This window comes from Acidobacterium sp. FHG110202_01 (assembly GCF_059115305.1).
On sequence record NZ_JBZYWJ010000004.1, the window covers coordinates 279,421 to 303,041 of the forward strand.

The 23,621-nt window shown below is 56.6% G+C and carries 18 protein-coding genes; 7 read left to right on the forward strand and 11 right to left on the reverse strand.

Features of this window, described 5'->3' with window-relative positions; translation table 11 throughout:
- The 5 genes from AC5S16_RS10215 to yoaA form a co-directional block, all read right to left on the reverse strand.
- Positions 1–681, reverse strand: a complete 681-nt coding sequence (locus AC5S16_RS10215; protein ID WP_493929956.1) for a 7-carboxy-7-deazaguanine synthase QueE — start codon at positions 679–681, stop codon at positions 1–3.
- 6 nt (positions 682–687) lie between these two features.
- Positions 688–1,065 carry a 6-carboxytetrahydropterin synthase QueD gene (gene queD, locus AC5S16_RS10220; protein WP_493929957.1) on the reverse strand — a complete coding sequence of 126 codons (378 nt, stop codon included), beginning with the start codon at positions 1,063–1,065 and terminating at the stop codon, positions 688–690.
- A gap of 188 nt (positions 1,066–1,253) precedes the next feature.
- Entirely contained in the window at positions 1,254–1,505 is a 252-nt protein-coding gene (locus AC5S16_RS10225; protein WP_493929958.1) for a hypothetical protein, read from the reverse strand.
- 14 nt (positions 1,506–1,519) lie between these two features.
- Positions 1,520–2,977, reverse strand: coding sequence for an amidohydrolase family protein (locus AC5S16_RS10230; protein ID WP_493929959.1), 1,458 nt, complete (start codon positions 2,975–2,977; stop codon positions 1,520–1,522).
- A gap of 55 nt (positions 2,978–3,032) precedes the next feature.
- Positions 3,033–5,006 (reverse strand): DNA repair helicase YoaA, encoded by a 1,974-nt coding sequence (yoaA, locus tag AC5S16_RS10235; RefSeq protein ID WP_493929960.1) that lies wholly within the window; start codon positions 5,004–5,006, stop codon positions 3,033–3,035.
- 250 nt (positions 5,007–5,256) lie between these two features.
- On the opposite strand from yoaA, the gene der reads away from it, so the two are divergent.
- Genes der through AC5S16_RS10250 form a run of 3 tightly spaced genes read left to right on the forward strand, consistent with a single transcriptional unit; the run spans position 5,257 to position 7,225 of the window.
- A complete protein-coding gene (gene der, locus AC5S16_RS10240) occupies positions 5,257–6,663 on the forward strand; it encodes a ribosome biogenesis GTPase Der (protein ID WP_493930219.1) in 1,407 nt (468 codons plus the stop codon).
- Complete coding sequence (locus AC5S16_RS10245) at positions 6,660–6,998, forward strand: DUF6883 domain-containing protein (RefSeq protein ID WP_493929961.1); 339 nt, start codon at positions 6,660–6,662, stop codon at positions 6,996–6,998. The genes der and AC5S16_RS10245 overlap by 4 nt, the downstream gene beginning before the upstream one ends.
- Before the next feature lie 8 nt (positions 6,999–7,006).
- A complete protein-coding gene (locus tag AC5S16_RS10250; protein ID WP_493929962.1) occupies positions 7,007–7,225 on the forward strand; it encodes a DUF4926 domain-containing protein in 219 nt (72 codons plus the stop codon).
- Positions 7,226–7,231: 6 nt separating this feature from the next.
- On the opposite strand, the gene AC5S16_RS10255 is transcribed toward AC5S16_RS10250, so the two are convergent.
- The 4 genes from AC5S16_RS10255 to AC5S16_RS10270 form a co-directional block, all read right to left on the reverse strand.
- The gene (locus AC5S16_RS10255) at positions 7,232–9,775 is read right to left on the reverse strand and encodes an ABC transporter permease (protein WP_493929963.1); all 2,544 of its coding nucleotides are present in this window, start codon (positions 9,773–9,775) and stop codon (positions 7,232–7,234) included.
- Positions 9,776–10,000: 225 nt separating this feature from the next.
- Positions 10,001–12,430, reverse strand: coding sequence for an ABC transporter permease (locus tag AC5S16_RS10260; protein ID WP_493929964.1), 2,430 nt, complete (start codon positions 12,428–12,430; stop codon positions 10,001–10,003).
- 587 nt (positions 12,431–13,017) lie between these two features.
- Positions 13,018–14,136, reverse strand: coding sequence for a hypothetical protein (locus AC5S16_RS10265; protein WP_493929965.1), 1,119 nt, complete (start codon positions 14,134–14,136; stop codon positions 13,018–13,020).
- Positions 14,137–14,740: 604 nt separating this feature from the next.
- A complete protein-coding gene (locus AC5S16_RS10270) occupies positions 14,741–15,943 on the reverse strand; it encodes a DUF7544 domain-containing protein (RefSeq protein ID WP_493929966.1) in 1,203 nt (400 codons plus the stop codon).
- A gap of 203 nt (positions 15,944–16,146) precedes the next feature.
- Between AC5S16_RS10270 and AC5S16_RS10275 the strand changes: the two genes are divergently transcribed.
- Positions 16,147–19,602 (forward strand): outer membrane beta-barrel protein, encoded by a 3,456-nt coding sequence (locus AC5S16_RS10275; protein WP_493929967.1) that lies wholly within the window; start codon positions 16,147–16,149, stop codon positions 19,600–19,602.
- Between the two features lie 268 nt (positions 19,603–19,870).
- Here the strand turns inward: AC5S16_RS10275 and AC5S16_RS10280 are convergent, their stop codons facing one another.
- Positions 19,871–20,410, reverse strand: coding sequence for a hypothetical protein (locus AC5S16_RS10280; protein ID WP_493929968.1), 540 nt, complete (start codon positions 20,408–20,410; stop codon positions 19,871–19,873).
- Positions 20,411–21,058: 648 nt separating this feature from the next.
- On the opposite strand from AC5S16_RS10280, the gene AC5S16_RS10285 reads away from it, so the two are divergent.
- Genes AC5S16_RS10285 through AC5S16_RS10295 form a run of 3 tightly spaced genes read left to right on the forward strand, consistent with a single transcriptional unit; the run spans position 21,059 to position 23,152 of the window.
- Entirely contained in the window at positions 21,059–21,559 is a 501-nt protein-coding gene (locus tag AC5S16_RS10285) for a GNAT family N-acetyltransferase (protein WP_493929969.1), read from the forward strand.
- Entirely contained in the window at positions 21,556–22,899 is a 1,344-nt protein-coding gene (trmFO, locus tag AC5S16_RS10290) for a methylenetetrahydrofolate--tRNA-(uracil(54)-C(5))-methyltransferase (FADH(2)-oxidizing) TrmFO (protein WP_493929970.1), read from the forward strand. Before AC5S16_RS10285 ends, trmFO begins: the two co-directional genes overlap by 4 nt.
- A 25-nt stretch (positions 22,900–22,924) precedes the next feature.
- Positions 22,925–23,152: a 2-phospho-L-lactate guanylyltransferase gene (locus tag AC5S16_RS10295; RefSeq protein WP_493929971.1), complete on the forward strand. Its 228-nt coding sequence runs from the start codon at positions 22,925–22,927 to the stop codon at positions 23,150–23,152.
- 15 nt (positions 23,153–23,167) lie between these two features.
- On the opposite strand, the gene AC5S16_RS10300 is transcribed toward AC5S16_RS10295, so the two are convergent.
- On the reverse strand, positions 23,168–23,560 hold the full coding sequence (locus AC5S16_RS10300) for a DUF3427 domain-containing protein (RefSeq protein ID WP_493929972.1): 393 nt from the start codon (positions 23,558–23,560) through the stop codon (positions 23,168–23,170).
- Positions 23,561–23,621: the final 61 nt, after the last annotated feature.

Genomic DNA, 23,621 nt, shown 5'->3' on the forward strand with positions numbered 1-23,621 from the left:
TCACACGCCCTTCTTCTGCGGCTCCCAGACATACTTATGAATCTGCAGACTCAGCCGCGCATTGAGGCCATCGGCCAGCAGCCACTCCACCAGCTCGCGCGGATCCAGCAGACAATTCTCTGTGCTGCGCGCAGTTGACGGAGCTTTGCTGAAGGCAGGCGAAAGCAGCACGCTGCCGACGCGGGCTTCCAGCGTATGCTGCCGGATAAAGTCGCGCGCAAACTCATAATCGCCGTGATCAGCAATGACAAACTTGACCTCATCGCCTTTCGTCAGAAATTCAAGATTGCTCATCCGGAAGCTGCCGCCTTCACCTGAAGCCGGGCACTTCACATCGACAATCTTGTGCACTGCAGCGGGCACGCGGTCGAGAGGCCGCTCGCCGCTCGTCTCGATCATCAGCTCGTAGCCATCGGTCAGCAGCCGCTCCATCAGTGGAACAAGCTCGCGCTCCTGCAGCAGGGGCTCGCCGCCCGTAAACTCGATGAGTTTCACCGGAGCAAGCTTCTCGATCTCAGCGACAACTTCGTCGTCAGAAAGCTTGTAACCGCCCTTGAAGGTGTACTCCGAATCGCACCACGAGCAGCGCAGGTTGCACCCCGCCAGCCGCACAAAGATGCATGGGCGGCCGGCAAAGCTCGACTCCCCCTGAACTGATTTGTAAATCTCGATCAGATACACAGGCAGTTACTCGTAGTAGGTCGCCGTAGTCGTGTCGGTCTCGTAGATAGTGCAGTCCTTCACGCGGACGCGGCCCGCCGTCATCTCCTCGAGCTGCTTGTTCGTCTCGTCAAAGAAGTAGCGCGCCAGGTTCTCCGCCGACGGATTGATTTCAGTAAACGGCTCCAGGTCATTCAGCATCTGGTGATCGAGACGGTCGATCACCGGACGCATCACATGCTTCAGGTCCTTGAAATCCAATAGCAGACCAGCCACGTCCAGCTTCTCGCCGCGCAGCGTAATGCGAACTTTGTAATTGTGGCCGTGCGGATTCTCGCACTTGCCTTTGTAATTGCGCAGGTAGTGTCCGGAGGAAAACCCGCGCTCCACAGTCACTTCATACATGCTTTGATTGCTCTCTCACGGGCAGATTAGGCAGTATCTGACGAATCAGAAAGCATGGTTTTCGGGTAGAAGCACCGGCCTTCAGGCCGGTGAATAGAACCGAAAACATAGGGGCTTCAGCCCCGGCCAGAGCGCAAATGGATTTGTCAGACACTGCCTAGCCCATCACTTATTGTATCTTTTCGCGACTAGCGCCGCTTGCGGGCGCGCTGCCGGAAGCGCTCTTCTTCCACGCGCCGGTCCACCTGCTCAAACAGCGCCGTCAGCACGCCCAGCAGCGCCACAATGAGCCCGCCCAGCGCGAGAAAGAGCGAAGTCGTCTTCCAGAGAGAGCCGTTCCCCGGCAACCCAGGCTGCGAGTTACCGACATACACCATTCCGCAGGAAATAAGCGCAAACAGCAGAAGAGTGCCGGCGAGTATGTAGAGGTTCCGGGCCATGCCTTCGTTTTATGCTAGCGAATTCCGGCAAGTCCCTGCACGGATTCCAGCAGTTTCACGGGATCGTAGCCCACGCCGTCCTTGAAAACCGTGTCGACTTTTTCTATATCGCTGATCTTGCCTGCAGGATTGCCATTCACCACGACGATATCCGCAGCCTTGCCCACTGCGATCGTGCCGATAGAAGCATCTTCACCCAGCCACTTCGCGCCATTTTCCGTGGCAATATGAACCGCTTCCACGGGAGTAAATCCCGCTTCGACCAGCAGCTCAAGCCCTCTCTGGTCGCCGAACCCCGCAAGAATTCCGCCGAAGCCGGTCGGATCGCAGCCCGCCATCAGCATTCCGCCAGCCTTTACGAAGTCGTGCTCGAACTGCATCTCTCTCTTGAGCAGCACACCCCAGGGAGATTTATCAGCGCCCTCCGCCAGACGCGCGCGCGTTTCAAGCACATGCGACCACGACTCCTGCGACATGGAAGATTTCTGTTCGGATTCAAACTCCATAGGCGCGCGCGTCCCGATAAAGCTCTCGAAAACGGCCAGCGTCGAGGTCACTGCAACGTGGCGGGCCACGAGGTTTTGAATCATCTTCTGCACCGGAGCGCTCTCCACATCGAGACTCTTCGCCATCTCCGCCATCGGCCCGCGCTGCCCCGGACAGACACCGGGCTTCTTCTGCGAATAAAACTCCGTGTCCACAACGAACCCATGCTCAAGGTTGTCAATGCCCATGTCAGCGGCTTCGGTAAAGCCAATCGAGCAGAGGTGCCCGGTAATCTTCAAGCCCTTGGCATGCGCGTGTTCAATCGCTGCCTTCAATTCATCCGGAGTGATGTGCATGTAGGCCTTGAACGAAGTCGCGCCTTCTCCAGCCCAGTAATCCACCAGCCGGCCTGCATCAGCCGCGTCCTTCAATTCATGCAGCTGCGGGCCAATTGTCGGAGCGCCCTCAAGATACGGTGCCGTCAGGCGCAGCTTCGGCCCCGGCAGCTCGCCCGCATCAATCGATTTCTTCAGCTGCATGTCCGTGTACGGCTCCACGCTGCCTGCCGTGCGTGCTGTTGTCACTCCGGCAGCAAGATAGAGTCTCGGCCCGGAGTCCGGCGCCTCGCCAAAATATGGAACCCCATCCTGCGGAGCAAGCGGCGTGGTGTAATACAGATGCTCGTGCATGCCCACCAGCCCCGGAAACACCGTCTTCCCTTCGAGGTCAATCACCTTCGCGCCTGCAGGAAACGCATTGCGCAGCATCGCGCTCTGGACGTTCGTGATTTTGCCGTGATCGATATCAATCCGCATCCGCTCACGCGCCGGAGCGCCCGTGCCATCGATCAGTCGCACATTGTTCAGCACAATGACCGCAGCATCTTCCTTGATGTATTTCTGAAGCGGATTGGCCGATGGAGTTTGAGCAGCGCAGACAGCGGCAAAAATGAGTGATGCAGCAACCACTCTTGGATGGATTCGCATTTCAGGTTGTGCCTCTTTTTCTTATAGCCACTCTGAGGCACGCGGCGATATGTGGTCAACGAAAAAACGATTCGACCATGCCAATGTCCTGCGTGATGCGGTAAGGCGGCAGGCTTTCGAGAAACACCCGGCCATAGCGCTGCCGCTGGATGCGCGGATCGAGCAGCATCAGCACGCCGCGGTCTTCGAGCGAACGGATCAGCCGTCCGAACCCCTGCTTGAGCGTGATGACTGCCGACGGCACCTGGTACTCGAAGAATGGGCTTCCGCCATTCTCTTCAATCGCTCGCATGCGCGCCTGCACGACAGGATCAGTAGGAACAGCAAACGGAAGACGGTCGATGATGACGCAGCTCAGCGCTTCGCCCTGCACATCCACGCCCTGCCAGAAACTCGAAGTGCCAAACAGCACGGCGTTGGGAGTATTACGGAATTCCTCAAGCAAAGCCTTGCGCGGCGCGTTGCCCTGCAGCAGCAGCGGATACGGGACCTCCATCAGGAGCCGCTCATAGATATCGCGCATCTGCTGGTAGCTGGTGAAGAGGCAGAAGGCGCGGCCTTCCGTAATGTCAAGCACTCGGCGTATCCGCGTCGATGCTTCTTCCTGAAAGTTGGCGTCGCGCGGATCAGGCATCTCCGGCGGCAGATAGAGCAGCGCCTGATCTCCGTACTTGAAATGCGAAGGCACCACCAGCTCACGCGCATCGCGCATGCCCACGCGTTTGCGGATATGCTCAAAGCCGCCCTGCACCGTCAGCGTGGCCGAGGTAAGAATCACACTGGGAAAATTCTCAAACAGCAGCTCGCTTAGAAGCTCCGAAACATCAATCGGAGTCGCCTGCAGATAAGTATTGCGACCAGCCTCGCGTACTCGCCCCGCATTGCGGCGTTCCAGCCAGAAGACCGTGTTGCGGTCATCGGCTTCCATCAGAAACTTCAGGTGCTCGCGAATGTCTCCCGTGCGCTTCTTCAACCCTGGAGCTTCCTCCACTCCGCGCACGCGCTCCAGTTCGCCCTCAAGGCGATGCAGCGCATTCAGCAGATTGATGTAGAGATCGCCCTGCACCTCCAGGAATTCTTCGCGCTCATGAAACTGCATGCGCCCTTCGCCGCCCGCTCCCATGGGCAGAGCGCCAAAGAACATCCGCGCCCGCTCACGCAGCAGCTGCGAAGCCGACTGCAGGCTGCTGCTCAGCGCCTGCTTGGGCCGCAGCATCGTTTCAAGATCGCGCGCCAGCTCTTCAAAACGAACATTACTCAGGCTGATGCCGAAGTAGCTGGACGCCACATCTTCGAGCTCATGCGCTTCGTCAAAGATCACCGCTGCGGCATCAGGCAATACACCGGCATCGGGAGCAGCCTTGGCCTGCTGCTTGATCGCAAGATCGGCAAAGAACAGATGGTGATTCACGATCACCACATCACTCTCAGCCGCCTTGCGACGCATCTCCGTAATGAAGCAGCGCTCGTAGTTCGGACAGTTTTGCCCCAGGCAGGCATCGCTGCGCGCATCAAGCTTCGCCCACACGGCGCTGGTCTCAGGCAGCGAATCAATCTCCGCGCGATCGCCCGTCTCCGTTGTCTTCTCCCACTCGGCGATGGCGCGGTACTGCTCAATCTCTTCCAGGCCGTTCAGGATCGGCTGGTCGCGCAGCGCATACAACTTGTGACGGCACAGATAGTTGTTCCGCCCCTTCATGTAGCAGACACGCAGCGGCCCCAGCAGCGACTCAAGAAACGGAACATCCTTGAAGTAAAGCTGCTCCTGCAGGTTCTTCGTCCCGGTAGAGATGATTACCCGCTGCCCCATACGCAGCGCTGGCAGCAGATACGCGAGCGTCTTGCCCGTCCCCGTGCCCGCCTCGACAATCAGGTGCTTGTGTTCCTTGAGAGAACGCTCGACAGCCTGCGCCATCTCCAGCTGCCCCTTGCGGAACTCATACGGCAGACTGGAGCGCGAAAGCATGCCTCCCGGCGCGAAGAAGTCATAGAGTGAAGGCAGAGCGGGAGCTTGAGGAATGGAAGACACTGAAATATTCGCCTAATCTTCTCCTATAGCATACAAGGAGTCAGGCTTTCATTTTGCCCTAAAGTTAGCATCGAAAGTAGTTTGCTTGCTCGACCAGCTATCCTGCTGGAATATACAGACTTAGAAACTCTGTAAAATCTGTAGAGGACGCGTTCCCATATGCGCCTTGAATCATTTTGCACAGCTGTCTGAAGATCAGCGAGCCACTTTGAAGAAATCCGCAAAAAAATACCGTCCGGCAGAGCAGACAATGCCGCTCTTCGCCATCGTAGGACGCCCGAACGTCGGCAAGTCGACGCTCTTCAATCGCCTCGCCGGATCGCGCCGCTCCATCGTCGGCGATGAGCCCGGCATCACGCGCGACCGCATCTATGGCGAAGTCGAGTGGGAGGGCCGCGTCGCCCGCATCGTCGATACCGGCGGCATCATCCCTGACGACGAAGCCCTCATCCCGGCCGAAATCTTCCGCCAGGCGCGCGTCGCTCTTGAAGAAGCGCAGGTCATCGTGATGGTCGTCGATGGCCGGACTGAACTCGCCTCGCCCGACATCGACCTCGCCCGCCTCCTGATCAAAACCGGCAAGCCGCTCTTCCTCGCCGTCAACAAGATCGATGTCGAAGCCCTCGACGCATCCGCCGAAAACTTCCGCCGCCTGGGAATCAAAAACCTCGTTGCCATTTCCGCCGAACACGGCCACAACATCGGCGACCTGCTCGACGAGGTCTTCGCCGTGCTCGCATTCCCTGAGGAAGACCAAACAGCTCCGGAGTCCGAAGACGAAGAAGAAGCTCCAGCCGAACAAACCGTGCACCGCACGCACGGTGAATTTGAGCAGGCAGAAACACGCGTCGCCATCATCGGACGCCCCAACGTCGGCAAATCCACACTGCTCAACGCGCTCACCGGATCAACGCGCGCCATCGTCTCGCCCATCGCCGGAACCACGCGCGACGCTGTCGATGAAGTCATCGAACACGCAGGCCAGCAGCTCCGCATTGTCGATACGGCAGGCATCCGGCGCAAGGGCAAGACACATTTGATGGCCGAGAAGTTGTCCGTAGTCATGGCGCGCAAGCATCTCGAAGCCGCCGACGTAGCACTGCTGGTCATCGATGCCACCGAAGGTGTGACCGCATCGGACGCAACCATCGGTGGCTACGCGCACGAAAGCGGCCGTTCCGTAATCATCGTGGTCAACAAGTGGGACCTGGTAACAACGAAACGCACCGACGGCAAACCTCCGGCAGACCGGCAGATCTTCGAGCGCCAACTGCGCGACACGCTCAAATATCTGTCCTATGCTCCTGTCGTTTTTATCTCTGCCGCAGAAGGAACGAATATCCCTCGCGTGCTCGACGCCATCATCCGCGTAGCGAAGGAGCGGCGCAAGCGCATCTCCACCAGCCAGATGAACAAGTTCCTCGAGCGCGTGGATTTCGAGCGCGCTGGAGTTCCTATCTCCAAAAAGATGCGTATCTTCTACATGACGCAGGCCGCCGTCGCGCCGCCGACTTTCATTCTCTTTACGAATCGCGACGTAAAGCTGCACTTCTCCTTCGAGCGATTTCTCGAAAACCAGGTGCGCCATGCCTTCAGCTTCGAAGGCTCACCGATATGGTTCAAAGTGCGGGCACGGGACAAGAGCGAGTCCCGATGAAACTACCAAATGGAGCAGTTGCCACTGTCGATGTAATTAAACTCAGCGAATATTGTCTAAGCACGAAGCATATACGCGGACGTCATAAAGCGCGCGTTTTTGCCTCAGCACTATCGATAGACGAGACACACGCTGAAAATCTTCGTCAGGCCCTGCTGCATGCTGCAAGAAATGAGGACTGCTCCATTGGTGCTTCCGATAAGTATGGCACCCGGTACATAATTGATTTCAGGATGAGCCACCTGAATAAATCGGCGACGATCAGAAGCATCTGGATTGTGCGCCGCGAAGAAGATGCCCCACGCTTTGTAACGTGCTATGTCGTGTCTGCTTGAGGAGGAATATGGCCGAACTTGAGCTTCTTGCAGTTGTCGCAGTCCTAAAAGACATACCCGAATACGGACTCGTCCGTGGGCAGGTTGGTACGATCGTTGAAATTCTTTCCCCTTCGGTTGCCGAAGTCGAGTTCAGTGATGACGAAGGCATGACATACGCGCTTGTTCCCTTGAAATCAGAAGATCTGATCCGCCTTCATCATCACCCATCTAAGAAAGTCGCCTAACAGTCCCTACTCCGTTCTCAGCGCCTGCATAGGCTCCGTATTCGCCGCCCTCCGCGCGGGCACTACCGCCGCAACAAACGCCGCCGCCAGCAGCACTACCGTGGTAATCAGCAGAACCACAGGATCATAAGGCTTGATGCCGAAGAGCTGGTTCGCCATGGCGCGCCCGCCGAAAATCGTCGCTGGAATTCCGATCGCAAGCCCGATCGCAACCTGAAGAAATGCGCCTGCGAGCACCAGCTTCAGAACAGCCACACGGTCCGCACCCAGAGCCATGCGAATGCCGATCTCGCTGGTGCGCTGCGCGACCGAATACGCCGTCACCCCATAGAGTCCGATCGACGCCAGCACCAGCGCCAGCAGGCCAAAGAGCGAAGTCAACTGCGCAATCATTGATTGCTGGCTGAAATTGCCTTCAACCTGTTCAGCAAAGGTGCGGAAATCAATGACAGTAAGATTGGGATTCACCTGCGCGATTGCCCGTCTTACCTGCGCTTCGAGTCCGGGCACAAAGCCGCCGGTGCGCAGTTCCACCGCATTCATCTTTGTGTGGGACACCAGCGAAAACGTATGCAGGTCAGGGTCGTCATACTTCTCCCACTGGTGCGCAGCCAGGAAGAACATGGGCCGTATTTTTTCCGTGGGGCTCCAGTACTGCGTGTCTTCTGTGACTCCGACAATCTCATACATCCCGGGCTGCTTCAGATCAATACCGAAATGCTTGCCGATGACATTGCCGTCCTTAAAGAACTTGTTGGCAAATGTCTTGTTCACCAGCGCAATGATCTGCCCTGAAGATGTGTCGCTTTCGCGAATCGAGCGGCCCTGAATGACTTTCGTGCCGACCGTATCGAAGTAATCTGCGCTGGCGCGTATCCAGGACGCACTATTCTCATCGCTTCCCGGAGGCGGAGGCGCCTGCCCATCGATATAGACTCCTGTCCCCCAGTTGTCGCCCTCCATCGGGCTGTACAACGAATACGCAACACTCTTGATGCCCGGAATCGCAGACAGCGCATCGTGCAGCTGCCGGTAGAACACATCCATCTGCTCCGGCTTGTATCCGGCCATCTGCGGATCGATATGCAGAATATAGCGGTTCTTCACATCGAAGCCGAAGTTCTGGTGCTGCATATTGCGCAGGCTCAGCGTCAGCAGTCCGGCAGCGCACAGCAGCACCAGCGAAACAGCAGCCTGCACCACCACCAGCGATTTCTGCGCAATCGAACTCCCCTGCGCAGTCGTGCGGTTCGATCCGCGCAGCGCGTCGATCGGATTGGCATGCGCCATCATCCATGCCGGAGCGACTCCGAACAGCGCACCCGTCACCAGCGAAACAGCAAAAGCAAACGCCAGCACTTCAAGCGATGGCGTCGCCTGGATCGGTATGTACGATTTCTGAAACGCAAGATGCAGAATCAGTTTGGTGCCCCCATAAGCGACGACGATTCCGGCAATACCTCCCATCACCGCCAGCACAATGCTTTCCGTCAGCGCCTGGCGCACCAGCCGAGCCCTGGGAGCGCCCAGCGCCGAGCGCACAGAAATCTGCTGTTTCCGCGTAGCCGCGCGCACCAGCATCAGGTTCGCCAGATTGGCACACGCAATCAGCAGCACGAACGACGAGATCCACATCAGCAGCCGCAGCCCGTCGCGATATTCGTCGCGCATGCTCTGCACGCCGCTGCCGCCCGGAGCAAGATGCAATGTCTGTTTTGGAATCAGCGACTGGCTGCGCTGCTCAATCTTGCTCACCGGACTCAGCAGCCATTGCCGCAGCTGCACCTGCATGCGCGCTTCGATCGGTTTGGTATTAGTGCCCGGCTTCACCCGCCCAATAACGTTCAACCAGTAAAGATCAGGACGGTCATACACCGCCATCACGCCGTCAATCGGCGGCTCATTCGACAGAGGAATCCAGAACGACGGCGGATCGCTCGCCAGCCGCTCGCCATAAAAGCCCGGCGGCGCTATGCCCACAATGGTGTAAGGAAATCCATTGACGATAAAGTTCGCGCCGATCACCGATGGATCGAGCCCGAATTTCTGCTGCCATGTGCGATAGCTCAGCACTGCCACGGGAGCTGCGCCCTTGTAGTCATCCGATGGCTGCAGCAACCGCCCCGCATAGGCCTGAATGCCAAGTGTCTCAAACGCATTGCCGGAGACGAATTCGCTGACAAAACTCTCTGCCGGATGATCGCTTCCCTGCCTGCGCACGCTGATCTGGTCGCGGCCTGCCTGAAAAGCCGCCATCTGCTCAAAGTCAGGATTGTTGTCGCGGAATGTCTTGTACTGTTCAAAGGAGAAGATCGACCAGTTGTCCCTGAGGCCGCCGTTGATGCAGCAATCTTCGTGATCGCCTATGCGCACCAGCTCTTCCGGTTTCACCACCGGCAGCGACTTCAGCAGCACCGCATGGATCAGCGTGAAGATGGCCGTCGTCGCTCCAATGCCCAGCGCCAGCGTCAAAACCGCGGTGACTGTAAATCCGGGAGCCTTGCGAAACTGCCGCAATGCATAGCGGACATCTTCAGAAATAGCCAGCATACTTCTCCTTACGGCGCAAATGAATGATCTGTTCCCACATCATACAAAGGTTGGAATCCTGGGCAATACCAACAGGTTGTCATTCTGAGCGAAGCGTAGCGAAGCGTAGCGAAGTCGAAGAACCTGCTTTTCGCATCGGCAGCCACATCAAAGGGTGCCCCATCCTATCGTCGTGATGTTCGACGATAGGGTGGGAACCACTGCACCCTGAGCGCTGCACCCTGTCTACTCATTCCTCAATATCCGCGCCGGATCAATCGAAGCCGCCCTCTGCGCCGGGAGCAATCCGGCAAGCGCGCCCACAGCCAGCAGTGCAGCTATGGATATAGCAAGCGAAGAAACCACACCGCCGCCAAATCCGGCAAAGGCATGCTTCAACAAGGAAGCGACAACGAAGGACAGGCTGATGCCGATGACCAGCCCGGCTGCCACCCATCCCAGCGCGCTTTTCATGATGAGCCCGACAACATTGCTGCGCTGCGCTCCCAGCACCATGCGGATCCCAATTTCATTTGTACGCTGCACGGTTACATAACTGATCAGCCCATAAATGCCGATCAAAGCGAGCAGCAGCGCCAGCCCGGCAAAGGCCGTCAGCAGCCAGACAATCAGCTTCCTCGGAGCCAGCGAAGCATTGACTGCCGCCTCCATCGTGCCCGTATCGCAGATCGTCTGCGACGCATCGACCGCAGTCACCGCGCGCTTGATCCCGCCAATCACATCCGCCGCATCGCCATCCGAACGCGCAACGAAGGCAGCCGTATCGTGCGGCCCCTGCGCATATGGGACATAACGAATCCCATCGCTCGTATCTTCTTCGAGCGAGCTCATGCGCACATCGCCCACCACGCCAATCACCTCCCACCACTGCGTTCGACTGTATAAGGTCAAATGCTGTCCAATCGGATTCCGGTGAGGCCAGTACTTCTGCGCCAGGTGCTGATCGATCACCACCACCGGCTGCGTATCGGTGCGGTCTTCGTCGCTGATCCATCGCCCTGCCAGCAGCGGAATCTGCATCGCCTTCAGATAATTCGCTGTGGTAAAAGCTATCTGGCTATGTGGCCCCGGATCGTTGGCACTGTGAGGCTGTCCTTCAATCTCGAAAGAGTTTGCATTACCCGCATCAATGAATGGCAGAAAAGTAATCGCAGCCGCGGCCTTCACACCCGGCTGCGCGCTGAGGTTATCCAGCACAGAAGCAACGAACGTGTTTTGCCGCTTCTGGTCGTCCCGGTAATTCGAATCGGAAAAATACACATTCCCCACAGCGACGCCCCGCGGAGTAAAGCCCGGATTCACCTGCTGCAGCTGCCGCAGACTCGTCAGAAAAAGCCCGGTACCTGTCAGCAGCATAAATGCCAGCGCAACCTCGGCAACCACAAAAGCGCCGCGCATCCTCTGCTTATCAATGGAAGCCGTTGCGCTCCGTCCGCCGTCGTGCAATTCAAGCCGTTTCTGCGCGCGCACAACCTTCACGGCCGGAGCGAGCCCTGCCATCAAAGCCGTCAGCAATCCAATGCCGGCCGTGAACACCAGCACACCGGGCGACATCTGCACCGCGTATCCCTCAGCCAGCTTCTGCGGCACCAGCCACAGCAGCATGCGCCCGAATACCGGCCCAAGCGCGATGCCGATCACGGTCGCGACCACTGCCAGCATCAGCGTCTCTGTCAGCATCTGCCGGATCAGCCTCCAGGCATTCGCACCCAGCGCTGTGCGAATCGCAAATTCCTGTGCGCGAGACGAAGACCGTGCCAGGAACAATCCGGCAACATTGGCGGAAGCAATCAACAGCACCAGCACGACAACTCCGAACAGCACGTACAGCGGTTTGCGCAGCTGCCCGGCGGCAAACTCCGTCAGTGAAGTCGCCGCCATCCCCCATCCCGATCTGCCGCTGAAGCTGTTCTGCCCCCTACGCAGAATTTCCGCGCGCGTCCTCGCCGCCAGCCCAGCGTTCAATTGCTCCACACTCACGCCCGGCTTCAGCCGAAGCGCCGCATGATAGCTCTCGGAATGCCGGTTTCCGTCGCTATATTCATCAGGAGCCAGTCCCATCGGAACCCACATATCCTTGCCGCGCGGCCAGTCAAAGTCGCTGCGCATCACGCCAATCACGCGGTATGGTTTCTGATCGAGCATCACGCTCTGCCCAACCACCTTCGGATCGCCGCCAAACACGCGCTGCCATGCTGTATAGCTCAGCACGGCTACCTGGTTCGCGCCCGGATGATCTTCTTCCGGCACAAACGTCCGCCCCAGAATTGGTTTCGCGCCGAACACGTTGAACCACTGCCAGGTCACGCGATCAGCAGTGAAATGCTGCGTCACCCCATTGTGGATAAGGTTCATGCTGTCGCCCTGTTCAAGGGCTGCCGCCTCTACCTGGTCTTTCATCGCAGCCGCATCAGCATAATCAGGAACCGAAACCACCGGAAAATCCAGGTTCAGCCGCGCATACTTCGTGCGCATCACCGCCACGCGCTCCGGAGCATCCACTCCCGACGGATGCATCAGCACCGCATGAATCACACTGAAGATCGCCGTGTTCGCCCCGATACCCAGCGCCAGCGTCACAATCGCAGTCACCGCAAAGCCCGGAGCCTTGGCCAGCTGCCGCAGCGCAAAACGCAAGTCTTCGAGGAATGCCATGAGACACCTCCAGTGACGATCTCGCATCTTGATGGCCATTCCACGGCCCAATGAAATGCTTGAAATCAATCAGGATGGAAGAGAGACAGCAAAAAGCCACTGTCCATATCCGGACGATCTCTGTCCACTTCCGGTCAACAATCCGTATCTCTTACGATTGTCATCCTGGGCGAATAAAAACAGATTTTCGTATTAGATTGTTTTTATTGTGGATAATATGCCTATTTTTGGCTGTGTAGGAACTGTGCAGGCAGTTTCTCGGGCCTGCGTCTGACCGCGATGGTAGACGGCGGCTACGTGATCGCAGCTTGCGAGCTGACGCACAATATGTATGCCGATGAAAACCAGTGCCGCCAATGACGAGAACCCGCATAACCTGTAGGATATGCGCCAGGCATCCCTGCCACAGAGTTTTGGCAAGCTCAAGACGGGAAAGTTCACCGATAAGGACGGCGTGACCGGCGAGGGTGATGGAGATCATTGCGCAAACGATCCTCCGCATTGACTACAGCAAGGTCGCTGTAGCCGAGCCGAGCGACGCCGCCGAACCTGAAGACGAGGACGTGCCTTATTAGACACGTCCTTTCCTACTTACTTTTAACAATGAGCGGCTGGTCTCCGTTCCACCACACGGCATAGTACGTGTCATCTTTCTTATAAAAGATGCTCGTAGCCGGCACCGTTTGAGAATCTATCTGTCTTCGCACTTCCCCACTCTCGGGATCAAACTCCAACAATGTTGCAGTGTCCTCGGACACAAAAGCTCGTATTAGCCAACTCCCGTCAGATGTAGAAAGAATAGAGTCCGCTTTTAAACCCTGTGGAATTTTTAATTTAACTGTCTGGATCGCACCTCCAGGGGAGATAGACCAAAGCTGTGCATCTGTCCCTGGTTGGAGAAGCAGCAAACGGTCGCCCGTGTAACCAAACTCCAGCGCTGAGATACCAACAGATAACGTGGCGACATTTTGCACCGCTGGATCGGAACTTAGCATTGCTCTATTTTTGCCGACAAGCTTCTCGATAAGGCTTTTATATTCATCGGCACTTGGCAGTGCGCCTTCTTGGTCCAGGAATCGTATTATCTCTCCGCTTGTGTCGACAGAAACGATGACAGGGCGCTGGTTTAACTTATCGAAGCCAAGCAACATAAATTGATCAGATCCAAGAGTTGCAATCTGCCATGGTTGAAATCGTAAGTCGAGGTGATGAACGCTACGCAATGTTCCGTCAGGGTTATACGACGCAAGAAAATCACCCTCCACTTTTACTTTCACTTTTGAAGGCTGAGTATCAGATTTAGCGGTCTTGCTTTGGCCGATGACATTGTCGTCGCTGGTCACACCATGAAAGAGTACAGCAACGCCACGTTCAACCGGCGCAAGCCCTAGAACTTGCGTGGATCCCATGTTGTCAATTGTGTTTGGATTGATAACATGACTTTGTCCTGAAAGATCAAAACTGTTAGCTACAGGCACGGGCCCCGTGGCCGGATTTAATACAAACATCGCATAACATACGCCTTTAGAACTACAGAGTGGCAGCCGATACATCACCTTCGAGGGGAAGGTAACAGCCGTTCCGCCGGTTGTGGCAAATTCGAGTTTGGTTGTTGGTAATGAGGTAGGACTAGCCGAGGTGGTTGTCTGTGCCCACGAAAGAGAAGCAAGTGCAACCAGCACTCCTGCCATGACCTGGTTCTTCATGATTAAGCACCACCAGCTGATTTAGCTGGTTTTGCTGATTCAGTAAAAGTGGGATGGAATCGCCTCACCCATCCATCGCAATTCACAACGTACACTGACGCTGTGTCATTTAGTTTTTCTAGTCGCTCCTGAACATCAGGACGCCGTAGTTCGGTCTCATAACATCCTGCGGGCCCTTGCTCACAAATTGGGACGATTCCACCGCACGCCCCACAGTTGGCCGTTCCCATCCTTGGGAAATAACCGGCGACCGCATTCACAAAACAGGTGACATAGACCTGGCTTGACGAACAGTTAGGCGCGCTGCACTTCATATACAGCCCCGAGAGTACATAATTGCGCTCTCGAATCAACACTTAACAGCAAAGCGAATCCCACAAGGAAGTAAAGAACTGATTTCATTTTTCCACTCCTTTGAGGGCTTAACCTTATGCACCAAATTACATAAAATGTCAAGTAGTCGATCCAGATACGAGTGATCTGGTCTCGTCAGGCTGCGGCAGTTCCCAACCTGTCATGCCCTGCACGTGACCGAAGGGAACGCAGTCGAAAGGATCTGCTTTTCGCCGGGACTGTCACAATGCAGATGAGAAGCGACGGTTCTTTAATAGACAGGTGGCGGCTCCCCCAAAGAAGGCAGCGGCGGCAACGGAGGCTCCATCCTCACTCCGGCCAGTTCATCCTCTGGAGGCTCCAGTCGATTCCCCAACTCCCTATATCTCGACCCGAAGAAATACGCGGCATAAGACTGCTTGAAGACCGCCGCCGTCCCATAGACCGCAATAATCGCCACAAGGTAAAGCGCGAGCACGACAAGCACCAGCACTGCTGCGATCAGGACAAAGACCACCCGCAAGCCAAGACCGCCGCTCCACATGGCATGGAAGAGGCCAACCCCGACAACCGCGCCACCCAGCCCCAGCAGCAGCAGCGCCAGAAAGACTCCCATCATCAGCACCCAGCTGATGCCCACCGCCACCACGAAGCGCAACAGGATATAGACAGCAATGGAGCCCGCATCAGCCTTCACCAGAGCAAAGAATCGGCCAAACGCCCCTTCGATCGGCGCGTCTTCAATCGCCATCGGCGGAAGAATAAAATCCTGCAGCACAGCATCCACCACAATCCACGCCAGCCCCAGCAACAGAAAGACACCGATCATCGGCAGCATCTGCGCAAGAAAAGGCCATGGATTCGCATTCGCTCCACTGCCTCCGGGAATATCCTTGAAATGTTTCACCATGCGCACAAAAAAGGGACCCACCGTAGCCGCCGCCGCAACAAGAAAAGCCAGCGATGCCAGCAGCATCACCCCAAAGTAGCGCCAGGCCTGCCGTGCATATTTTCCCCACGACTCGCGCACATGGCCGCGCTTATAGACCACCAGGTCAAAGAGCGTGAATCTCAGCCTGCTGAGCAGGTACGCCATTACCAGCCAGATAAGCAGCCCGATCAGCGCTATGACAGCAAAAATCACAAGAACCGCCACTGATCCGGCCGCGCCCGAAGAACCCACAGATGCCGGATCAGCGGACACAAAGTTCAGCTGCCCGGAATGCCGTGCCGCAGCTCCTGCAGCCGTCTGAGCCCCCTGCATCGGATAGGAAACCGTCAGCGAATAGAAGCTCGGCTGGGTCAGCGCCGCCACCAGTGCAATCTTCAGAAAGAACCCCAGGCGAAAGGGCGCAAACATCACTTCGCGCACCCGCCGGAAGGCAGGCCCGAGAGCATCGGCAGCGGAGAGCGTCTTCATGTGTGTTGATGAGACTACGGCATTGCTACTGTGGCCGCAATGCTGAATTTCCATCGAAATATTTTCTAAGGAAATTCACAATGGACTTTCCCACCTTCGCCGCATAGTTTTGCTTGACAACGACTCTGCTGAATGACTAGATTTCCACGCGGGTAGCTGGTAACGATTCCAACCCCCGCTAAATGGCGGAGTAACGTTTCCATAAAAAAATAGCGAATCACGAGCAAGCTACGGAAAGACTTACGAGGAGAAATGCTATGTTCATTCGATGGAGGCCATCGCTGGCCCTTGTCCTGGGGCTGTGCGCGCTACTACTGGTTCCAACCCTTCACTCCCAGTCTGATAATGCATCCATCTCAGGCACTGTTTCTGATTCTGCCGGCGCCGTGCTCCCCCGCGCGACCGTGACCGTCACCAATGAGGCCACCTCGGCTGTACGCACCGCCACTACCAACGACGCCGGCTTCTACACCATTCCCAATCTTTCCCCTGGCAACTATTCCGTGCACATCGAAGTCCAGGGCTTTGAGACTTACGTCCAGGCTCACACCCATGTCGACCCCAGCATTGGCTTGCGCGTCGATGCCGCGCTGAAAGTCGGCAGCTCCGCCACCACTGTGAACGTTATCGCCAATGCCAACGTCGTCCAGACCGAGACCGCAGCCGTCGGTCAGCTCGTCACCGCGCAGCAGGTCAAAGCCATCCAGCTCAATGGCCGCAACCCCATCTACCTGGCGCAAATGGAACCCGGTGTGCGCCGCGGCAACTCCATCTCCGCTTTCGGCTTTGGACTGGACAGCCCCTTCAGCATCAATGGCTCAAACTACCGCGAGAGCGGCCAGATGTGGGACGGAGCCCCCATGGTGCGCAGCCGCGGCAACGGCACCAGCGTCGGCGTGGCCGATGTCGACTCCACCTCGGAAATGCAGGTCTTGACCGCAGCTTTCCCGGCGGAATATGGCCGCTCGTCCGGCGGGCTCATCCGCACCGTTCCTAAAAGCGGCACCAGCGACTTTCACGGCGCTGTCTTTGAATACCTGCGCAATTCCTTCTTCAACGCCAACACCTGGATACGCAAATCCAACACTTCGGATCCGACCGTTTCCGGCCACCCTGGCGCTTTCCGCTTCAACCAGTTCGGATGGAACTTCAACGGCCCGGTGTATATCCCAGGCCTGCATTTCAACGAGAGCCGCAGAAAACTTTTCTTCCTGGCAGGACAGGAATTCCTTCGCTACCGCCACGCCGACACCACCACGCGCAAAGTGCCCACAACACTGATGCGACAGGGCAATTTCAGCGAATTGCTTGGACCAAATATCTTTTATAGCCAATCTCCTCTGAATATTGTCGACCCCAGCACTGGCGCGCAGTATCCGAACAATGTCATCCCTGCCAGTCAGCTCAGCGCCAATGGTCTTGGATTGCTCAATGCTTATCCCGCCCCCAATGCAAACAATCCAAGTTATAACTGGATCGACGCGGCCAACTATCCTGAAAACCAGCGCAAGGACACACTAGTTGTTGACTATCTTCCCGCCGATGCCCATCACCTTCGATTCTCGCTGCTGAATTACAACTACAACAGTGAATCTCCACACTACGGCAACTTCAATCGCACCCCGCAGGTATGGGACCGTCCTAACCAGGTTGCCGTCTTTCACTGGACCTGGACCATCAGCCCCACCATGGTCAACGATGCCTACGTCTCCGGCAGCGCAGACCATGTAAAAATCGGTATCGACCTCTCGAGCGGCCTCTACGACCGCACCAAGTACGGCATCAACTATCCCTTCCTCTTCCCCCAGGGAGACAAGGAGATTCCCAACAAGATTCCCACCATCCAGATCGCTAACTTCGACACCCTCGATGGCGGGCCCTATCCATCGCACTCTGGCGGCGTCGTGTGGGACTTCGGCGACAGTCTGACCAAGATCATCGGCAAGCACACGCTCAAGGCTGGCTTCCTCTATGAGCGCGAGAGCCAGAACGACTTCGATCAGATCAACGTCAGCTCCACCACCCCCGGAGCAACCAACAACCAGAACGGCTTCTTCACCTTCTCCGACTCACGCAAAGGCAGTCCCACATCGAATGCCGCGGTAGCAAATACGGCCCTCGGCCTTTTTGATACCTATGGCGAAATCGGCATCCGCGCCTACACCATCTTCCTGAGCAACATGTATGAGTACTTTGTGCAGGACCAGTGGCGCCCCACCCCGAAGCTCTCCGTCGAGCTCGGCCTTCGCCACAGCATCATGCTTCCCTACTACGCTCGTTGGGGTAACCTGTCGGTCTTCTCGCCGTCCTCCTATGACCCATCGACCGCCCCCACCGTCAACCCCACCACCGGCTTTGTTTCCGGCTCGAACCTGATGGACGGACTCATAATTCCCGGCAGCGGCTTCCCCAGCTCCGCCAAAGGCCACGTTCCAGACGACATCTTGAACAACAGTTACTACCAGTCCCTTCATGGTTTCGACCGTGGATATAACCCGCTCGTCTGGACCAATCTCCAGCCTCGCATCGGCATCACCTATGCCATCGATTCGCAGACCGTGATCCGCGCAGGCGCCGGTCGCTTCTTCGACCGCCTCGGCGTCAGCGATACCGTCCACCTCGGCGGCAATCCGCCCTTCCAGCCCTCGGCCACCGTCAGCTTTGGCGGTGTGGATAATCCCGGCGGCGTCGGTACCAACAACTACCCCATCAACATGACCTCCTATGCCTATCATTTCCCCTCACCCGAGGCATGGTCATGGACGCTCACGGCGGAACACGAATTTCCCACGCTAGGCGTCTTCACGCTGGGTTATGTGGGACGCCGCGGCGTGCACCTGCAGCATCTTGAAAACATCAATCAGCTGTTGCCGGGCCAAAGGCTCGCCAATACCAGCGTAAACCCGGATGCATTGCGGCAGTATCAGGGCTACTCGGTCATCCAGCAGGAAACTAACGACGGCGGATCCAACTATCACGCGCTGCAGGCCAACCTCAAGCGCCGTGTCGCTCGCGGCCTGATGTTCGGTGTCGCCTATACCTGGTCGAAGAGCATGGACTCGACCTCCGACGCCGGCAACAACATTCCCAACTACTATGACCCGCTCGAGTTCTATGGGCCCAGCGACTACGACACCCGCCACATCGTCGTCATCAACTATGTTTGGGATATTCCTTTCGCCGACCATGCCTCCAACTGGGCCGTCCGCAATGTCTTCGGCAGATGGCAGGCTTCTGGAACCACCCAGTTCCAGAGCGGCTCTCCGCTGTCGGTTTCTACAGGCGATGACTTCGCCGGCGTCGGCCCTGGTTCAGGCAACCAGATGTGGTTCCGCACCGGCCCCGTGCAGTTGCTCAAAAAGAGCGCGGCGGACGGCACCAGCGGCAACCTCTGGTTCAACAAGAGTGTCTTTGTGACACCTAATCAGCCGCAATATATAGGAACCTTCGCACCTCGTGAATCCCGCAATCAGGTCTATGGCCCGGGCTTCCAGAGCTGGAACATCGCCTTCCAGAAAGCATTCCCGATCGTTCCGTCACACGAAAGCAACCGCCTTATCTTCCGCGGAGAAGCCTTCAACTTCACCAACCACCCGAACCTGGACAATCCGAATACCACCCCCACCGCCAGCACCTTCGGAAAGGTCACCACCAAGGGTCAAACCTACGCCTCCGAACGGCAGATGCAGTTCAGCCTGCGGTACGAGTTCTGAAACCAGCCACTCTACTCCCGCAACAGCCCCAAAGCTGTTGCGGGATTTTTCTTTTCAGGAGAAGTAGAAACCCGGGTGCCCCATTCAAGCCTTTTGTGAGCGCTATACCGCATCTTGAATTGGCCTGTGCAAAGCAGAAGATATGTTTCTCTACTTCTGGCATCGCTAAACGAACTGATGGGCTTGGCGCGGATCGTCTGCAGCGGCGAGAAAACAGCCAACGAACAAGAATGCTGTGAATAGGCCGAGCCTGAAACCTGAAAGCATATTAAAGCTCAAATGTTACACCATGAATCATGGTGTTGAGAGTATTCATGACGAGAGCAATATGACGGTTCCGAAGTTGCTGACCGATGTTCATAATACTGTCAATGTCTCCAAGAAATTGACTATTCGGCTTGTAATCATCGGGATAATTCAACGTATGTCCGAACTCGTGCGGACCTGTACGAAATCCAGGTCTGGTAACACCAGTATCGGTCTGGGCAGTGTAAGGGGTAAATAACAGGGAAAAAAGCTGGATATGTCTGGTGGAGAAAGTGACGTTGGATCGTGTTCTGTTGTTCAATGTCATGCCTGGTTGGACGCGAATAACCTCGACTTCCCATTGCCCATTGTGGGGCATCCATCTGATGTCGAAGTTGATGACCAGCGTGTGCTGCGCAAAGCGTTGGGCGAATGGTGCATTCCCCCGGGCATGGACGTGGAAATGCCAGCTCCACTTGCCCCATATCTCGCGATCGAGACGGTTGTGAAAGGCACGTTTTTGTGCAAGTGTGAATGGCTTGACCCCCGGTCGGCGTGCCATGTGTAATGCCAATCCTCGCGGACAAGGATGACACCGGTCTCGGTGTCGATATCGAGGGTGCCCCATTCTTGTGTGGAGGTAACGTGACCCATGGGAAAAAACCTGGGTGCCCCACGTTCGCGAAGCTAACGTGGGAGGTTCGCAGGGTATTGCCATATCTCGCGGCAAAGGAGGACAGGAATCTTGCGGAGTTTGGCGGCCTTAGCGCCTTCCGGGGGTCCCGGGAACGCGCTCTGTTTGCGTTCTGAGGTATTGGTGGTGGCATGTCAAGCCCCCAAGCCAGAAAATAATTCTCAAACCAAAGAAAACAAACAAAATAGAGAAAGAGAAATTTGGCACAATATTTCGGGCCAATTTGCTATCCTGAAAGTAAGAGAGAAAATTCAGAAGAAAAGCCCGCTAAGAAGCGGGCTTTTTCTATCTCTGTGCCCTGCATCCTGAGCGCTGTCAAGAAAGTAATACCCAAAACAGATTACCCGCTAAATATTTGAAAACACTGGAATAGTGCACAAGCAATAGAAGAATCAATCACTTAGCAGGGGGTAATCCCCCCGTAAGTCATTGAAAATAAACAAAACCAACTGCTACATAGGGGGAGGGGGGAGGGGTCCCGCGGATACGGCGGTAAGATAGACAGGAAGACCCGCCATGACCACGATTCGCCCCGCCACAGAAGCTGACGTCTCTCTCATCCATTCCCTCGTTAAGGCCCTGGCCGAGTACGAACGCGAGCCCCACTCGGTCCAGATCGGGGAAGAAGAGCTCCGCCGCGACGGCTTCGGCCCCAATCCTTATTACGAGTGTCTGATCGCCGAAGAGGACGGCCAGCCCGCCGGATTCGCCCTCTACTTCCCCATCTACTCCACCTGGCAAGGCCCCAGCCTCTACCTCGAAGACCTTTTCGTCCGCCCCGAATTCCGCCGCCGCGGCACAGGGAAGGCCCTCCTCCAGAAGGTCGCCGGGATCGCCGTTCAGCGCGGCTGCGCCCGCCTCGAATGGAGCGTCCTGAACTGGAACCAGCCCGCCATCGACTTCTATGAGTCCATCGGCGCCATCCCGCTCAGCGAATGGACCCGCATGCGCGTCACAGGAGACGCCCTCCAGGTCCTGGCATCTCCAAATCCGAAGCAGGACGAGGTCACAGCGTGAGCCGCATCAAGGTCATCGGCGGAGGACTGGCCGGCCCCGAAGCCGCTCTCATCGCCGCCCGCCTCGGCGTCGAGGTCGATCTCTACGAGATGCGCCCCGTCCGCTCGACGCCCGCGCACCAGACCGCCGACTTCGGCGAGCTCGTCTGCTCCAATTCACTTAAATCGGAGAGCGAGAACACTGCGCCCTGGCTCCTCAAGCAGGAAATGCGCCGCGCCGGCTCCCCCCTCCTCACCTGCGCCGATGCGAGCGCCGTGCCCGCCGGACATGCCCTCGCCGTCGACCGCGTCGAATTCTCGCGCCGCATCAACGCAGCCATCGAACGTGAGCCGCGCATCACCGTCCACCGTGAAGAAGTGACCAAGCTCGACCCGGACGACGGCATCACCATCATCGCCAGCGGGCCGCTGACTTCATCGGCACTGTCGAGCGAGATAGCCCGCCTCACCGGCAGCGATCATCTCGCCTTCTACGACTCCATCAGCCCCATCGTCGAATCCGACTCCATCAATATGGACCGCGCCTACATGGCCGCGCGCTGGGACAAGGGCACCGCCGACTACATCAACTGCCCCTTCACCAAGGAGGAATACGACACCTTCTACGACGCTCTCATCTCCGCCGAGACGGTACAGGAGAAGGAGTGGGAGAACCTCTGCTACTTCGAAGGCTGCCTGCCCATCGAAGAACTGGCCCGCCGCGGTTATGACACCCTGCGCTTCGGCTGCATGAAGCCAGTCGGTCTCCGAGACCCGCGCACCGGAAAGACTCCCTACGCCGTCGTCCAGCTGCGCTGCGAAAACCTGCGCGCCGATTCCTGGAACCTCGTCGGCTTCCAGAACCACCTCAAGTACGGCGAACAGGCCCGCGTCCTGCGCCTGATCCCCGGCCTTGAAAACGCAAAGTTCCTGCGCTACGGCCAGATTCACCGCAACACCTATATCAATGCTCCGCGCGTGCTGACCGAAACACTGAACCTGCGGGAACATCCCGGCATCTACTTCGCCGGACAAATCTCCGGGGTCGAAGGCTACACCGAATCCATCGCCACCGGCCTGCTCGCCGGACTATACGCCGCCTCCGCCGCCCAGGGACTCGGACGCACACCCATCCTCCGGGGAACCGCCTTGGGTTCGCTCGTAAACTACATCACCCAGGCCAACCCAAAACACTTCCAACCGGCAAACATCACTTTCGACCTGCTGGTCCCGTTAGAAGAAGAGTTACGAAAAAAGATTCGCGACAAAAAAGAACGCCACCGCCTGCAATGCGAACGCTCACTGAGCGCGTTCGATCAATGGTGGCACTCAGCCACCATCCCCACAACGCTGTCATCCTGAGCGGAGCGAAGGATCTGCTTTTCTCTTGCCCAGCCAACACTCTGCAATTAAAGTGGGCGCTGTGGAACTTACTTTCAAATTAATTCGAGAACCCGATGGTGGATATTGTGCTGAAGCGATCGGCGAAAGCATCTTCACACAAGCGAACACGTGGGAGGAGCTACGCGCAAATATCGAAGAAGCAGTAGAGGCTTTTTATTTCGACGGCCGGAAACCAAACAGCATTTATTTGGTTCGCTATGAAGCCATTTGAGACTATCTCACTATTTCAAATAATCTTGAATTTGAAATGGCTCGGCCTATCAGTATGCAAAGAATAACTAATTACCGCTAGACGTCCGCAATACATAAAATCTGAGCGATGGCGTTCCCTGTAAAAGAGGTGTATCTCATCTCCATTTTTGCTAGCGCTGACCATACGGTCTTGACCAAAATGATCGTTCGGCCCCTCCCAGTCGAGGATGTCAGATGAAAGACGGTCTTGATATTGTTCAGCTGAAGGCTGCTTTTCTTCCGTAACAAACAATACAATCTTGTTATCGTTTTGTGGTGTTACGACACCGCGAGCAATCGCATGAAAGCTTTTGTAATTCCACAATTTCGCCAAGGACTTGCGGGAAAACGAGTTTCCCCTCCGAATATCAGAAAATGAAATAGACATTTTGTGTGTCAGCCTAAACTAACGTTGACACAAAATAAATGGACAATTTCAATGCTCCCCA

Coding starts and splice junctions, on each gene's coding strand:
- queD (WP_493929957.1), bottom strand. CDS start 1,065: ATGTATGAAGTGACTGTGGAGCGCGGGTTTTCCTCCGGACACTACCTG.
- AC5S16_RS10225 (WP_493929958.1), bottom strand. CDS start 1,505: ATGGCCCGGAACCTCTACATACTCGCCGGCACTCTTCTGCTGTTTGCG.
- AC5S16_RS10230 (WP_493929959.1), bottom strand. CDS start 2,977: ATGCGAATCCATCCAAGAGTGGTTGCTGCATCACTCATTTTTGCCGCT.
- der (WP_493930219.1), top strand. CDS start 5,257: ATGCCGCTCTTCGCCATCGTAGGACGCCCGAACGTCGGCAAGTCGACG.
- AC5S16_RS10245 (WP_493929961.1), top strand. CDS start 6,660: ATGAAACTACCAAATGGAGCAGTTGCCACTGTCGATGTAATTAAACTC.
- AC5S16_RS10250 (WP_493929962.1), top strand. CDS start 7,007: ATGGCCGAACTTGAGCTTCTTGCAGTTGTCGCAGTCCTAAAAGACATA.
- AC5S16_RS10255 (WP_493929963.1), bottom strand. CDS start 9,775: ATGCTGGCTATTTCTGAAGATGTCCGCTATGCATTGCGGCAGTTTCGC.
- AC5S16_RS10260 (WP_493929964.1), bottom strand. CDS start 12,430: ATGGCATTCCTCGAAGACTTGCGTTTTGCGCTGCGGCAGCTGGCCAAG.
- AC5S16_RS10265 (WP_493929965.1), bottom strand. CDS start 14,136: ATGAAGAACCAGGTCATGGCAGGAGTGCTGGTTGCACTTGCTTCTCTT.
- AC5S16_RS10270 (WP_493929966.1), bottom strand. CDS start 15,943: ATGGAAATTCAGCATTGCGGCCACAGTAGCAATGCCGTAGTCTCATCA.
- AC5S16_RS10275 (WP_493929967.1), top strand. CDS start 16,147: ATGTTCATTCGATGGAGGCCATCGCTGGCCCTTGTCCTGGGGCTGTGC.
- AC5S16_RS10280 (WP_493929968.1), bottom strand. CDS start 20,410: ATGGCACGCCGACCGGGGGTCAAGCCATTCACACTTGCACAAAAACGT.
- AC5S16_RS10285 (WP_493929969.1), top strand. CDS start 21,059: ATGACCACGATTCGCCCCGCCACAGAAGCTGACGTCTCTCTCATCCAT.
- AC5S16_RS10300 (WP_493929972.1), bottom strand. CDS start 23,560: ATGTCTATTTCATTTTCTGATATTCGGAGGGGAAACTCGTTTTCCCGC.